The organism is Serratia sp. BIGb0163, from assembly GCF_024809935.1.
GTDB lineage: Bacteria > Pseudomonadota > Gammaproteobacteria > Enterobacterales > Enterobacteriaceae > Serratia > Serratia quinivorans.
In genome coordinates, this window is the sequence record NZ_JANUDZ010000001.1 from 1,755,123 (window position 1) to 1,769,559 (window position 14,437).

Consider the following 14,437-nt stretch of genomic DNA (forward strand, 5'->3'; position numbering starts at 1 on the left):
GGCAGCGCCGTACTTCAAGCCGATTACAGCGTCGCTGCTACTTCATCGGAGATCTCACCGTTGTGGTAAACCTCCTGCACGTCGTCACAGTCTTCCAGCATGTCGATCAGGCGCAACAGTTTAGGCGCGGTTTCCTCATCCATATCGGCCTTGGTCGATGGGATCATGGAAACTTCTGCCGAGTCGGCGGTGAAACCGGCTGCGGTCAGAGCGTCTTTCACTTCGCCGAGGTTTTCCCAGGCGGTGAATACGTCGATCACGCCGTCGTCGTAGCTGACGATATCTTCAGCACCGGCTTCCAGCGCCGCTTCCATCACCACGTCTTCATCCAGGCCCGGTGCGTAAGTGATTACGCCCTTTTTGGTGAACAGGTAAGCCACGGAGCCATCAGTACCCAGGTTACCGCCACATTTGGTAAAGGCATGACGCACTTCGGCCACGGTACGGTTACGGTTATCACTCAGGCATTCGATCATGACGGCAGTGCCGCCCGGGCCGTAGCCTTCATAAATGATGGTTTCCATGTTGGAATCATCGTCACCGCCCACGCCGCGCGCGATGGCACGGTTCAGGGTATCGCGCGTCATGTTGTTGGACAGCGCCTTGTCGATCGCCGCACGCAGACGCGGGTTAGCCCCCGGATCGCCACCGCCCAGTTTCGCGGCGGTCACCAGCTCACGAATAATTTTGGTGAAAATTTTACCGCGCTTGGAATCCTGCGCTGCCTTGCGGTGCTTGGTGTTGGCCCACTTACTATGACCTGCCATAAAAAATCTCCGAAAAAAATTACTGGACTGAATTAATCACAAACTCTTCAATCGCCTGCTGATTGCTCCAGGACTTGGTCAACTTCACGGCCTGCGCCGCCTCAAGCCACTGGTAGGCGTGATGTTCGGTAATCACCGGATCGCGCTCTTCAGGCAAAGCCAGACAGAACCAATGCTCTTTATTGCGCGTGGTTCCCGGGGCATAGCGATGTCGCAAATGGACAAAGAGTTCAAACTCCACACAGCGCTGGCAATCGAACAACGGCAGATTCTCTGCTTCGATATCGATGCCGACTTCTTCCATGACCTCACGCCGGGCGGCATGCGGCGGCGACTCATCTTCCTCCAGGCTGCCGGTCACCGACTGCCAGAATTCGATATCATCGCGCCGCTGTAACATCAGCACCCGACCACTGGATTTTGCATAAATCACTACCAGAATAGACTCGGGTCGCTTGTAGTTCATCACTCGCTCTCTTGTTCAGAGGCTTTCTTCACCACGCAGATCGCCAGCTCCTGCAGCGACGCCGGGTTGGCGAAGCTCGGCGCTTCGGTCATCAGACAGGCCGCTGCGGTGGTTTTCGGGAAGGCGATGACGTCACGAATGTTGTCGGTACCGGTCAGCAGCATTACCAGACGATCCAGGCCAAAAGCCAGGCCGGCGTGTGGCGGCGTGCCGTACTTCAGCGCGTCCAGCAGGAAGCCAAACTTCTCGCGCTGTTCGTGCTCGTTAATACCGAGAATGCTGAACACCGTCTGCTGCATTTCACTACGGTGAATACGCACTGAACCGCCGCCCACTTCATAGCCATTGATAACCATGTCGTAAGCGTTGGCAATAGCGTTAGTTGGCGTGCCAGCCAGCTCTTCCGGGCTCATGTCGCGTGGAGCAGTGAACGGATGGTGCATCGCTGCCAGGCCGCCTTCACCGTCTTCTTCGAACATTGGGAAGTCAACCACCCACAGCGGTGCCCAGCTGTCCAGTTTAGTCAGCTCCAGATCGCGGCCCAGTTTCAGACGCAGTGCGCCCATCGCATCGGTGACAATTTTGAAGCTGTCGGCGCCGAAGAACAGAATGTCGCCTGACTGCGCGTTAGTGCGCGCCAGGATCGCTTCCAGCACTTCTGCGCTGAGGAATTTGGCGATCGGGCTCTGTACGCCTTCCATGCCTGCGGCACGGTCATTGACCTTCAACCAGGCCAGGCCTTTGGCACCATAGATGTTAACGAAAGCGCCGTACTCGTCGATCAGTTTACGCGTCAGCTGCGCGCCGCCCGGAACGCAAATCGCGGCTACGCGGCCTTTGGCATCGTTAGCCGGGCCGGAGAACACTTTGAACTCGACGTCTTTGACCAGATCGGCAACGTCCACCAGTTCCAATGGGTTACGCAGGTCCGGTTTGTCCGAGCCGTAACGGCGCATCGCTTCTTCGAAGGTCATGATCGGGAAATCACCCAGATCTACGTTCTTCACGTCCAGCCACAGTTCACGCGCCAGTTTCTCCATCACTTCACGCACCTGTTCGGCGGTCATGAAAGAGGTTTCCACGTCGATCTGGGTAAATTCAGGCTGACGGTCAGCACGCAGGTCTTCGTCGCGGAAGCATTTAACGATTTGATAGTAGCGATCGAAACCGGACATCATCAGCAACTGTTTGAACAGCTGTGGTGACTGCGGTAACGCATAGAATTTGCCTTTATGTACCCGGCTCGGTACCAGGTAGTCGCGGGCACCTTCCGGCGTGGCTTTGGTCAACATCGGCGTTTCGATATCGAGGAAGCCGTGGCTGTCCATAAAGCGACGCACAAAACTGGTGATTTTGGCGCGGGTTTTCAGGCGATCGGCCATTTCCGGACGACGCAGATCCAGGTAGCGGTATTTCAGGCGCGCTTCTTCGCTGTTGACCTGGTTGGAGTCCAGCGGCAGAGGCTCGGAACGGTTGATGATCTCCAGAGCGTGGGCGAACACTTCCACTTCGCCGGTGGCCATATCTTTATTGATCTGGCTGTCCGGACGGGCACGCACGGTGCCGACGATCTGGATGCAGAATTCATTGCGCAGGTCGTACGCCTTATCGAACGCGGCCTTCTGGTCCGGATCGAAAAACACCTGCACGATGCCTTCGCGGTCGCGCATATCAATAAAGATCAGGCCGCCCAGATCGCGACGACGGTTGACCCAACCACACAAAGTGACTTCCTGGCCCACGTGAGACAGATTCAACTGCCCGCAATATTCAGTACGCATACGCTATCCTTTTGGCTTAAGCCGATGCCGCGCGGGCTTTAGCGCCTGCCACGCGGCTGTTTTCTGATGATTTCTGATGAACTCTACTTATTACCCGGTTTGAAGTCTGTTGCATACCAACCCGTACCCTTTAACTGGAAACCGGTGGACGAAATCAGCTTGGTTAACGCGGGCTGCCCACACGCCGGACAATCTGTCAGCGGCGCATCGGAAAATTTTTGCAGTTTCTCTAACCGAAGGCTGCAAGCACCACATGCATATTCATAAATCGGCATAGGTCGTCGGAGTAAAGTGTGTTGAAAAAAGGCGATCATTATAAAGGAAATTCATGCGCCAGATAAGTGCGAACACGGTTTTGTTGCAGCACTAAATGACGTGTTTTTGCCCGAAGTAACACATTGATTAACAAATTTCCCATTAACCCGTGACGCTTTTTTCACGTAGCCTGAATCAACCCCTGTTTAGCACGCCAGCTCACCTGCGCGTATTTTATCCACCTCGTAACGAGATATTCCCATGTTAAAACTTGATGCTCAAACCACGGCCCTGGTCTTGATTGATTTGCAAAACGGCATTCTGCCCTATGCCGGTGGACCACACAGCGCCGAGAGCGTGGTTGCCCATGGTGCACAGTTGGCAGCACACTTTCGTTCGCTGGGTGCACCGGTTGTCCTGGTGCGCGTCGGCTGGTCAGATACCTTTGCCGAAGCGCTGAAACAGCCGGTGGATCAACCCGCCCCAGCGCCTGCAGGCGGGTTGCCGGCCAACTGGTGGGAATTCCCCGAGTCTCTGGCGGTTAGCGACAGCGATATCCTGGTGACCAAACGCCAATGGGGCGCATTTTACGGTACCGACCTTGAGCTGCAACTGCGTCGCCGCGGCATCAAATCCATCGTGCTGGGGGGCATTGCCACCAACATCGGCGTGGAATCGACCGCCCGTGACGCCTGGGAACACGGCTATGAATTGGTGATCGCCGAAGACCTGTGCAGCGCACCCAACGCTGAAATGCACCAGTTTGCTTTCAACAACATCTTCCCGCGTCTGGCGCGCGTTCGCAGCACCCGTGAAATTCTTGCCGCCATCGGCGAGTAACGTTAAGTTGTAGGGGCGCCGCATACTGCGCCCGCGTTTGACTGACAGGGATAATTAAGGAAGATGCCAGCTTGATGTATATCGGACTCCCACAGTGGCAACACCCGGCCTGGAACCGTATCGGGCTGCGCGATTTGGCGGATTACAGCCGCTACTTTAACTGCGTGGAAGGTAATACCACCTTCTACGCGTTACCGAAACTGGAAATCGTCCAGCGCTGGCGCGACATGACCACCGATGATTTTCGCTTCTGTTTCAAATTTCCCGCCACCATCAGTCATCAGGCCGCACTGCGCAACTGTGACGCCGATCTACAAGCCTTTTACCAGTGCCTGAGCCCGGTGCATCAACGTATCGGTCAACTGTGGCTGCAATTGCCCGCCGCGTTCGGCCCGGCGGAGCTACCGGCAATGTGGCAATTTTTTGACGCCTTGCCAAAAGAGTTTACCTACGGAGTGGAAGTCCGCCACCCGGCATTCTTTGGCAAGGGGGAAGAAGAAAGACTGCTGAATCAGGGGCTGCATCAGCGCGGTATCAACCGGGTGATCCTCGACAGCCGGCCGGTACATCACGCCGCCCCCAACAGTGCGGCAGTGCGCGATGCACAGCAGAAAAAACCCAAACTGCCGGTACACGCGCTGGTCACCGCCAACAATCCATTGGTACGTTTTATCGGTGGCGATGTGTTACAGGATAACCTGCGCTGGTTCGACGCCTGGCAACAGAAACTGCCCAGTTGGCAAGCTCAACATCAACCCTTCTTGTTTATCCATACGCCGGATAACGGCGATTCCCCACAACAGGCCCAAAAAATCTGGCAGCAACTGCATCAGGCTATTCCTAATTTACCGCCCCCACCAGACTGGCCCGAGCAGGATGCACTGTTTTGACCTATTAATCTGACCAATAACATCAGATTTTTCCTCGCGACAGTGAATGCAATGGCGGCTATGATGCTGGCTGCCAGTTTTGGTTAGGGAATGGAGTTAAAAATGGTAAGCGCGCTTTATGTCGTGCTCGGCGCACTGTTGTTGCTCAAACTATCTTATGACGTGGTTAGGCTAAGGATGCAATACCGTGTCGCTTACGGAGACGGCGGGTTTTACGAGCTACAGACCGCCATCCGCGTTCACGGCAATGCCGTAGAATACATTCCTATCGCCGCCGTTTTGCTGGTGATCATGGAGATGAACGGCGCTGAAGTATGGATGATCCATATTTGTGGCCTGATGTTGATGGCCGGCCGTTTGGTGCATTATTACGGTTTACGCAATCGTGAAGTCCGCTGGCGTCGTTCCGGCATGACTGCCACCTACCTTTCGTTGGTGTTAATGGTGCTGGCCAATATTTTCTATCTGCCGTGGGATATTATTTTCAGCCTTCATTGATCCCCGCACCACCTCAGGCGGTTACGCCGCCTGCTTCCGCTGCTCTTTCTTGCCATTTTCTGTTAGCATATGCGCCTTCGAATTCTGAACTGATTTGCCGCCATGCCAAACCGCGATACTCTTTTTTCTGCCCCAATCGCCAAACTGGGCGACTGGACCTTCGACGAACGCGTCGCTGAAGTGTTCCCTGACATGATCCAGCGTTCCGTTCCCGGCTATTCCAATATCATTTCGATGATTGGCATGCTGGCCGAACGTTTCGTTCAGCCCGACAGCCAGGTGTATGACCTCGGCTGTTCACTGGGCGCCGCAACGCTGTCGATGCGAAGGAATATCAAGGTGGCGGGTTGTAACATCATTGCCGTCGACAATTCCCCGGCGATGGTGGAACGCTGCCGCCGCCATATTGACGCCTTCCGCGCCGACACCCCGGTAGAAGTAATTGAGGCTGATATTCTCGATATCAAAATCGAAAATGCCTCGATGGTGGTGTTGAACTTCACCCTGCAATTCCTGGAGCCGGCCGACCGCCTGCGCCTGCTGGAACAGGTTTATCGCGGGCTGCGTCCGGGCGGCGCACTGGTGCTGTCGGAGAAATTCAGTTTTGAAGATGCCGACGTCGGCGAGCTGCTGTTCAACATGCACCACGATTTTAAACGCGCCAATGGCTACAGCGAACTGGAAATCAGCCAGAAGCGCAGCATGCTGGAAAACGTCATGCTGACCGACTCCGTAGCCGCCCACAAGACGCGTTTGAAGCAGGCCGGCTTCGAGCATGCTGAAGTCTGGTTCCAGTGCTTTAACTTCGGTTCACTGATCGCCCTGAAATCGGGGGCGGCAGCATGATTGAGTTTGGTGATTTTTATCAACGCATCGCAAAAGGCAACCTCAGCCATTGGCTCGATACCCTGCCCGCGCAGCTTAGCGCCTGGCAGCGTGAGTCGCTGCACGGCAAGTTCAAACAGTGGTTTAATTCGGTTGAGCACCTGCCGGCACTGACGCCGACCCGTCTGGATTTGCTGAACGGCGTGCGTGCCGAGATGGACACCCCTCTGTCACCAGGCCAGTTGGAAGGCATCGAAAAAATGCTGCGCACCATGATGCCGTGGCGTAAAGGGCCGTTCTCGCTGTATGGCATCGATATCGATACCGAATGGCATTCCGACTGGAAATGGGATCGCGTTTTACCGCACATTTCACCGCTGGCCGGTCGTACCATTCTTGATGTTGGTTGCGGCAGCGGTTATCACCTGTGGCGCATGCTTGGCGCCGGTGCGCAGTTGGCGGTCGGCATCGACCCGATGCAGTTATTCCTGTGTCAGTTCGAAGCGGTGCGTAAACTGCTGGGCGGCGATCAGCGCGCTCACCTGTTGCCGCTCGGCATTGAGCAACTGCCCGAACTGGCCGCCTTCGACACGGTATTTTCGATGGGTGTGTTGTATCACCGCCGCTCGCCGCTGGATCACCTCTACCAGTTGAAAAACCAATTGGTCAGCGAAGGTGAACTGGTGTTGGAAACGCTGGTAATCGAAGGCGACCGCAATCAGGTATTGGTGCCCGGCGATCGCTATGCGCAAATGCGTAACGTCTATTTTATTCCGTCTGCCGAAGCGCTGAAGTGCTGGCTGGAGAAGTGCGGTTTCGTCGACGTGAAAATCGCCGACATGTGCGTGACCAGCACCGAAGAGCAACGCCGCACCGACTGGATGACCAGCGAGTCACTGGCCGAGTTCCTCGATCCTAACGATCCGGGCAAAACCATCGAAGGCTACCCCGCCCCGCTGCGCGCCGTGCTGGTGGCCCGGAAACCTTAAGGCCCAAAACATCATCCCCGCTGGATTTACATTCAACGGGGATGATGTTGTCAGTCGGTAAATGCTTTGGCCACGTGCTTTAGGCACTTTGCACCAGCGGATCGACCAGCGCCAACGAGTTTTTCATGGCTTCGACCATTTCGCCGTCCACGCAATAATGGCTAAATTCATCAAACTCACTGTCTGAACACATGGTCACGCCGGCTTTGCGATAACGCATGGTCGAAGGCACCGCATGACCGGATGAGCTATGCAGCTCCTGAATACCGATATCGACAAATTTATGCAGATTGCTCAGGCGCACGCCGGCACCGGCCATAATTACCGGCCCCTGACTGGCCTGCAGCAGATCACGCAGCAAGGGTAAACCCAGCTCCGCATTTTGCTGCTGGCCGGAGGTCAGTATCCGCGCCACGCCCAACTGAGTTAGTTGACTGAGCGCCACCATCGGGTTCTGGCACATATCAAACGCGCGATGAAAGGTCACCGCCATATTGCCACTCAAGCGCATCACTTCACGCATGCGTGGCAGGTCGATATGCCCTTCTTCATCCAGCATGCCGACCACCACACCGGCAAAACCCATATCGCGGATCTGCGCAATATCATGCTTGATCACATCAAAATCCACCGCACCGTAGCAAAAATCCCCGCCGCGTGGACGAATAATAGGATGCACCGGCACGCTGACTCTGTCGCGCGCCAGGCGTAATGAGCCGTAGCTGGGTGTCAAACCGCCCTCACTCGGGCTGGCGCACAATTCTATGCGATCGGCACCTGCCCGCTCAGCCGTCAGCGCGCAATCGACGCTATAGCAACAAACTTCCAGTTTTATCATTGTCACCCCCAGATGACGGCTAACCTGCGACGGGAATTGTTAATTTTTCGATTTATCTCTTAGGCTGATAAAGAGCTATCAACCTATACAGGGTAGTAACTATGGCATTCAATTTTGATCAATGGGTAGACCGTAGTCACAGTGACAGCGTTAAGTGGGATAAATATCGCGACCGCGACATTATTCCACTCTGGGTCGCTGATACCGACTTCCCGTCACCGCCGGCCATCATCGACGCATTACAGCAGCGCGTAGCCCATGCGGTATTCGGCTACAGTCATCCCTCACCCGAACTTATTGAGGTTTTTACCCGCCGCATGCTGGAACGTTACGGCTGGCGAATCAACCCCGAATGGCTGATTTTCCTGCCCGGTCTGGTTTGCGGTCTTAATTTATGCGTGCGCGCCTTTACCGCCGAAGGAGAAGGCACCCTGGCACCGTCACCCATTTATCCCCCGTTTCGCAAAGCGGCGAAATTCGCCGGACGCACCCAGTTGCCGGTGCCGTTGACGTTGCACGACCGTCGCTGGCTGTTGGATTTCAGCGCCATTACCGGGCAGCTCAGCGGCAAAGAGAAACTACTGTTGTTGTGCAACCCGCAAAATCCGGGCGGTACGGTTTATCGCCGGCAGGAGTTACTGGAACACCATGAGTTTGCCCTGGCCCATGAGCTGACAGTCTGTTCGGACGAAATTCATTGCGACCTGCTGCTTGAGCCCGGCTGTGAGCACATCCCCTTTGCCACCTTGAATGAAGATGCGGCGCAGCGCAGTATCACGCTGATGTCGCCGTCAAAAACCTTCAACATTGCCGGTCTTGGCGCCTCGATGGCGATTGTTCCCAACCCGCAGTTACGTCAGAAGCTGGCCCGTGCTCGCAGCGGCATCGTGCCAGAGGTGGACATACTGGCGCTGGTTGCCGCCCAGGCCGCCTACCAGCATGGCCAAGACTGGCTGGACGCGCTGTTAAGTTATCTGCGCGCCAACCGTGATTTGGTGACCGAGCGTATTAATGCCATGCCCGGACTGTTGCTGCAGCCCATCGAAGCCACTTATCTGGCCTGGATCGACTGCAGCCAACTGGCAGTCGATAACCCGCACGCCTTTTTTGAACAGGCTGGCGTCGGGTTAAGTCCGGGGCTGGATTTTGGCAACCGCCATTTCGTCCGTTTGAATTTCGGTTGTCGGCGCGAACTGCTAAGTCAGGCGCTGGATCGCATGATGCTGGCGACCCAGGCGCTGATGCCAAATTAGGCTTGCTCGCTGGCGACGATTTCCCGGATGGAATAAGGATGAAATTTGATAGTCACAGTCCCATCGGTGATCGCCAGCGTCGGATTAGGCAAACGTTCGCCCTCACCCTGCGGTGAACTCTGTTTCAATTTAATCCCAGGTGCCAACAACGCTTCATCAGGCAAATGACTCAACGCCCGCGCATACAAGGTGGCCGGTTCGCCACTCAGCACCAGCTCCACATGTTCCCAACCCTCGTGCGGATAGCGTTTATCGCCGGGATAAGGCAGCTCCACGCAGTCGATCAACCATGGCCCGACCTTGAGCGGTTGCTGGAGATCAAACAAGCAAATAGGACGACCATTGATCATCGACTCTGACAGCAATGAGCCACACTGCAGCAACCCCTGCCGCCAGCGATCGGCCGTGGTGTTTTGATGGCAACGCACCGAGATATGATCCGCCGTAAACTGGGACAAATCCAAATGCAGCTTTTCGGCAAACCGGCTCAACGCCAGTTCAAAGCGGGGTAAATCCAGCGCTAAATCGTTAAGTTCGGCCATCGCCGGGAAAGTGGTCATAACGTCCTCGATACTGCGGAAGCGGTTTTCAGGAGGTGTAATTTACACGTCTGGGGTGCAGCTAGCCACCCGGCTGACGCGGCAAGTTAATATTTTTTGCTCTCAAAAATCGCGACAAGATAAAGTGGCTATTCGCTGAACATAAAAAGCACGAAAGAATAATTTTCACGTTTTTTATTACACTGCGGATTTTGCTTTTTAAGCCTTTAATTCCTGACAAAGGCTATGGCATAAGTTTATAGCTTTTTCTTATGACCAGAGCACTGAAGATATTGCTAACTTATTAAGCCAAATAATTCAGCGCTGTCAACATTCATAAATGCTTAAGAAATAGTTAATTCATACGTAGCAAAACGATTGGAAATGAATCCCCATACAAAAACAAACAGTAACGAGCTGTTAACTAAAGACTTTGCAATAAACCAAGCATGAGAATCTTCCTAAACACGAGTACGGTAATTGCTTGGAAATATCAATTGAGCTACTTTAGTGAAAATTGAGTCAGAGATAATCACTTATGTTCCTTTTAATAGTTTCTTTGCTATTGGTAGTTATTGCTGCCTATGCGATATATCGTCATTTTAAATCACGTCGCAATAACACGCTGGATGCCGGCCGCCGAAACAAAAAGCACTAGTTCTGCTGATTCCATTTTATCCCATCCATGTTTTTCTCGTATGCCGTTCACTCTGCCACCGCAAGTCATTGCAGGCGGGCATTAATGAACCAAGACTTTCACCTAATCCTCCCGCGCCAACTGCTGACGTAACCCATCAAATCAGTTACAATTACAGGCTGTTTTGTGGTGGGCCGCCGTGTTGACGCGCAGCCAAAAAAACCACCTTTGAATCCCGCAGGGGCATGGCATACGGCCCCTCGTTCGTCATTAAGGTAACCCGGTGAATATTCAGGTTCTTCTTTCAGATAAAGTCAGCCAGGCGCTGATTGCCGCAGGCGCGCCAGCCGATTGCGAAGCGCAGGTCCGTCAATCAGCAAAAGCACAGTTCGGTGATTATCAGGCCAATGGCGTGATGTCCGTCGCCAAAAAACTCGGCATGCCGCCGCGCCAGTTAGCGGAAAAAGTGGTGCAACTGCTTGACCTCGGCGACGTCGCCAGCAAAGTGGAAATCGCCGGCCCCGGCTTTATCAATATTTTCCTGAACAGCCAATGGGTTGCCCAGCAAGCCGATCGCGTGCTGAGCGCGCCAAAACTGGATATTGCGCCGGTCAAGCAACAGACCATCGTTATTGACTACTCTGCCCCCAACGTGGCGAAAGAAATGCACGTCGGTCACCTGCGCTCCACCATTATCGGTGACGCCGCCGCACGTACCCAGGAGTTCCTGGGCCACAAGGTGATCCGCGCTAACCACGTTGGCGACTGGGGCACCCAGTTCGGCATGTTAATCGCCTATCTGGAAAAAATGCAGAACGAGAACGCCAGCGATATGGGTCTGTCCGACCTGGAACAGTTCTACCGCGAAGCGAAGAAACACTATGACGAAGACGCCGATTTTGCCGAGCGCGCTCGCGCCTATGTGGTGAAGTTGCAAGGCGGCGACCAGTACTGTCTGAAGATGTGGCGCAAGCTGGTCGACATTACCATGGCACAAAACCAGCTGACCTATAACCGTCTGAACGTCACTCTGACCGAAGACGACGTGATGGGTGAAAGCCTGTACAACGCGATGCTGCCGGGGATTGTTGCCGATCTCAAGGCCAAGGGTCTGGCGGTGGAAAGCGAAGGCGCCACCGTGGTATTCCTCGATGAATACAAGAATAAAGACGGCGAGCCGATGGGCGTCATCATCCAGAAAAAAGATGGCGGCTATCTGTACACCACTACCGATATTGCCTGTGCCAAATACCGTTATGAAACGCTGGGCGCCGATCGTGTGCTGTATTACATCGACTCGCGTCAGCACCAGCACCTGATGCAGGCCTGGACCATAGTGCGTAAAGCCGGCTATATCCCGGACTCGCTGTCGCTGGAACACCACATGTTCGGCATGATGCTGGGTAAAGACGGCAAGCCGTTCAAAACCCGCTCAGGCGGCACGGTGAAACTGTCCGATCTGCTGGATGAAGCGGTGGATCGCGCCGGCAAACTGATCGCCGAGAAAAACCCGGATATGCCGGCAGAAGAAATGCAAAGCCTGGCCAATGCCGTTGGCATCGGTGCGGTGAAATACGCTGACCTGTCAAAAAGCCGGACTACCGATTACATCTTCGACTGGGATAACATGCTGGCGTTTGAAGGCAATACCGCACCTTATATGCAGTATGCCTATACCCGCGTTGCCTCGGTGTTCAAACGCGCCGGTGTCGATGAAAGCAATCTGACCCTGCCACTGGTGATGACCGAAGAGCGTGAAATCACGCTGGCAACCCGTTTGCTGCAGTTTGAAGAAGTGATCACCACCGTAGCGCGCGAAGGTACTCCACACGTGATGTGTAGCTACCTGTATGACCTCGCGGGCCTGTTCTCCGGCTTCTACGAGCACTGCCAGATCCTCAATGCAGACAGCGAAGAAGCGCGTCAGAGCCGCCTGAAACTGTCACTGTTGACCGCCAAAACGTTGAAGGCCGGTCTGGACACGCTGGGCATCGAAACCGTCGAACGTATGTAACCTCTCGGGTTAAATACGAAAAAGGGTCGCCACGGCGACCCTTCAGACGACTGACAAAGCCCGTTATTAGGGAGAGCGTGCCGAAGGGGTCGTAGCAGCTTGCCCGCCGGAGTGCCCCTCGGTGCGCTAGGCCCGGGTATCTCGGATTCAAAGACAACGTTGTCATCAAACTCAAGGGTCGCCACGGCGACCTTTTTTTATGCTTTGGTAACGGCAATATCCGTTTATGCCACCCGGCGGGCAAAGTCGCGAGGCCGGAAGCCCAAGCCAGCCAATACGCCAAAGTAAGCCACCACGCCGGTGATCACCACGACCGCCAACCGCAACAGGCGCTCCAGCATATTGCCCTGATCCCAGGCAGGCATTAGCCACATCACACCGACCAGCACCACCGACATCACCATCACCGCAATCACCAACTTGGTCAGGAACATCGCCCAACCCGGTTGCGGGTGGAAAATCTTCTGCTTACGCAACTGCCAGTACAACAGCGAAGCGTTAAGGCAGGCCCCGAGACCAATCGACAGCGAAAGCCCGGCATGTTTCAGCGGGCCGATAAACATCAGGTTCATCACCTGGGTCAAAATCAGCGTGATAATGGCGATTTTAACCGGTGTTTTAATGTCCTGACGCGAATAGAATCCTGGCGCCAACACCTTCACCACGATCAACCCCATCAACCCGACCGAATAGGCCACCAGCGCACGCTGAGTCATGGCGGCATCAAAGGCACTGAACTTGCCATACTGGAACAACGAAACGGTCAGCGGCTTGGCCAGGATCCCCAGTGCGATAGCACTCGGCAGCGCCAGCAGGAAGCACAGACGCAGCCCCCAGTCCATCAGTCGGGAATATTCGTCGTGGTTACCGCTGGAGAAACTTTTCGCCAGCGACGGCAACAAAATGGTGCCCAATGCCACACCCAACACCCCGGAAGGGAACTCCATCAGACGGTCGGCATAGTACATCCAGGAAACCGATCCCGAGACCAGGAACGAGGCGAAAATGGTATTGATAATCAGTGAAATCTGGCTAACCGAAACGCCAAAAATCGCCGGCCCCATCTGACGCATCACGCGCCATACGCCGGCATCACCAAGTTTGATGCGCGGCAGCACCAGCATGCCAATCTTCTTCAAATGCGGCAGTTGATAACCCAGTTGCAGTACCCCACCGACCACCACCGCCCAGGCCAGCGCCATCACCGGTGGATTGAAGTAAGGCGCGGCAAACAGCGCAAAACCGATCATGCTGACGTTTAGCAGCGTCGGCGCAAACGCCGGGATTGAAAAACGGTTCCAGGTATTGAGGATCGAGCCGACCAGCGAGGCCAGGGAAATCAGCAGAATGTAGGGAAAGGTCACGCGGAGCAGCGACGACGTCAGTGCAAACTTATCCGGCGAATCGGCAAAACCCGGTGCGGTAATATAGATAACCCAGGGGGCGGCCAGCATCCCCAACACCGTGACCAACGCCAGTATCAGCGTTAACAGACCAGAAACGTAGGAGATAAAGGTACGCGTCGCCTCTTCACCCTGCTGGCTTTTATATTCGGCCAGGATCGGCACAAAGGCTTGAGAAAATGCGCCCTCGGCAAAAATACGCCGCAGCAGGTTAGGCAGTTTGAACGCCACGAAAAAGGCATCTGTTGCCATTCCGGCGCCAAACACCCGCGCCACGATAGCGTCACGGGCAAAGCCCAGCACCCGCGAAAACATTGTCATAGAGCTGACGGCGGCCAACGATTTTAGTAGGTTCATGTGGTTTTTCTGATGTGCCCTGTAAATGTCGACGCCTGCATCAGCAGGCGTCAGTAAAACTATCGGCTAAGTTTACCCATCCGCG

14 protein-coding genes are annotated in these 14,437 nt (G+C 54.8%); 7 read left to right on the plus strand and 7 right to left on the minus strand.

Annotated elements, in window-relative coordinates; all coding sequences use genetic code 11:
- Positions 1–23 precede the first annotated feature (23 nt).
- The 4 genes from M2406_RS08440 to M2406_RS08455 all read right to left on the minus strand — a co-directional run bounded on the left by M2406_RS08440 (position 24) and on the right by M2406_RS08455 (position 3,328).
- Positions 24–767, minus strand: a complete 744-nt coding sequence (locus M2406_RS08440; protein WP_012145503.1) for a YebC/PmpR family DNA-binding transcriptional regulator — start codon at positions 765–767, stop codon at positions 24–26.
- Positions 768–786: 19 nt separating this feature from the next.
- Positions 787–1,233 carry a dihydroneopterin triphosphate diphosphatase gene (gene nudB / locus M2406_RS08445; protein WP_017893088.1) on the minus strand — a complete coding sequence of 149 codons (447 nt, stop codon included), beginning with the start codon at positions 1,231–1,233 and terminating at the stop codon, positions 787–789.
- Positions 1,233–3,014 (minus strand): aspartate--tRNA ligase, encoded by a 1,782-nt coding sequence (gene aspS, locus M2406_RS08450; protein WP_012145505.1) that lies wholly within the window; start codon positions 3,012–3,014, stop codon positions 1,233–1,235. Before aspS ends, nudB begins: the two co-directional genes overlap by 1 nt.
- A gap of 83 nt (positions 3,015–3,097) precedes the next feature.
- On the minus strand, positions 3,098–3,328 hold the full coding sequence (locus tag M2406_RS08455) for a zinc ribbon domain-containing protein (RefSeq protein WP_331251156.1): 231 nt from the start codon (positions 3,326–3,328) through the stop codon (positions 3,098–3,100).
- 202 nt (positions 3,329–3,530) lie between these two features.
- Between M2406_RS08455 and M2406_RS08460 the strand changes: the two genes are divergently transcribed.
- From M2406_RS08460 to cmoB, 5 genes are all read left to right on the plus strand, one after another.
- Positions 3,531–4,109 (plus strand): hydrolase, encoded by a 579-nt coding sequence (locus M2406_RS08460; protein ID WP_259189626.1) that lies wholly within the window; start codon positions 3,531–3,533, stop codon positions 4,107–4,109.
- Between the two features lie 74 nt (positions 4,110–4,183).
- Positions 4,184–4,999, plus strand: coding sequence for a DUF72 domain-containing protein (locus M2406_RS08465; RefSeq protein ID WP_012145508.1), 816 nt, complete (start codon positions 4,184–4,186; stop codon positions 4,997–4,999).
- Between the two features lie 102 nt (positions 5,000–5,101).
- The gene (locus tag M2406_RS08470; RefSeq protein WP_012145509.1) at positions 5,102–5,497 is read left to right on the plus strand and encodes an MAPEG family protein; all 396 of its coding nucleotides are present in this window, start codon (positions 5,102–5,104) and stop codon (positions 5,495–5,497) included.
- Positions 5,498–5,599: 102 nt separating this feature from the next.
- The gene (cmoA, locus tag M2406_RS08475) at positions 5,600–6,343 is read left to right on the plus strand and encodes a carboxy-S-adenosyl-L-methionine synthase CmoA (RefSeq protein ID WP_012145510.1); all 744 of its coding nucleotides are present in this window, start codon (positions 5,600–5,602) and stop codon (positions 6,341–6,343) included.
- Positions 6,340–7,311, plus strand: coding sequence for a tRNA 5-methoxyuridine(34)/uridine 5-oxyacetic acid(34) synthase CmoB (gene cmoB, locus M2406_RS08480; RefSeq protein WP_259189628.1), 972 nt, complete (start codon positions 6,340–6,342; stop codon positions 7,309–7,311). Before cmoA ends, cmoB begins: the two co-directional genes overlap by 4 nt.
- A gap of 79 nt (positions 7,312–7,390) precedes the next feature.
- Here the strand turns inward: cmoB and cutC are convergent, their stop codons facing one another.
- A complete protein-coding gene (gene cutC / locus M2406_RS08485) occupies positions 7,391–8,149 on the minus strand; it encodes a copper homeostasis protein CutC (protein ID WP_017893093.1) in 759 nt (252 codons plus the stop codon).
- Between the two features lie 101 nt (positions 8,150–8,250).
- Here cutC and M2406_RS08490 point away from each other — a divergent pair, with 101 nt between their 5' ends.
- Positions 8,251–9,402, plus strand: coding sequence for a MalY/PatB family protein (locus M2406_RS08490; protein WP_259189630.1), 1,152 nt, complete (start codon positions 8,251–8,253; stop codon positions 9,400–9,402).
- Here the strand turns inward: M2406_RS08490 and M2406_RS08495 are convergent.
- Positions 9,399–9,962 carry a VOC family protein gene (locus tag M2406_RS08495; RefSeq protein WP_012145514.1) on the minus strand — a complete coding sequence of 188 codons (564 nt, stop codon included), beginning with the start codon at positions 9,960–9,962 and terminating at the stop codon, positions 9,399–9,401. The genes M2406_RS08490 and M2406_RS08495 overlap by 4 nt on opposite strands.
- 899 nt (positions 9,963–10,861) lie before the next feature.
- On the opposite strand from M2406_RS08495, the gene argS reads away from it, so the two are divergent.
- On the plus strand, positions 10,862–12,592 hold the full coding sequence (argS, locus tag M2406_RS08500) for an arginine--tRNA ligase (RefSeq protein WP_017893095.1): 1,731 nt from the start codon (positions 10,862–10,864) through the stop codon (positions 12,590–12,592).
- A gap of 224 nt (positions 12,593–12,816) precedes the next feature.
- Here argS and murJ read toward each other — a convergent pair whose 3' ends face one another.
- Positions 12,817–14,352 carry a murein biosynthesis integral membrane protein MurJ gene (gene murJ, locus M2406_RS08505; RefSeq protein ID WP_259189633.1) on the minus strand — a complete coding sequence of 512 codons (1,536 nt, stop codon included), beginning with the start codon at positions 14,350–14,352 and terminating at the stop codon, positions 12,817–12,819.
- Between the last annotated feature and the right edge of the window lie 85 nt (positions 14,353–14,437).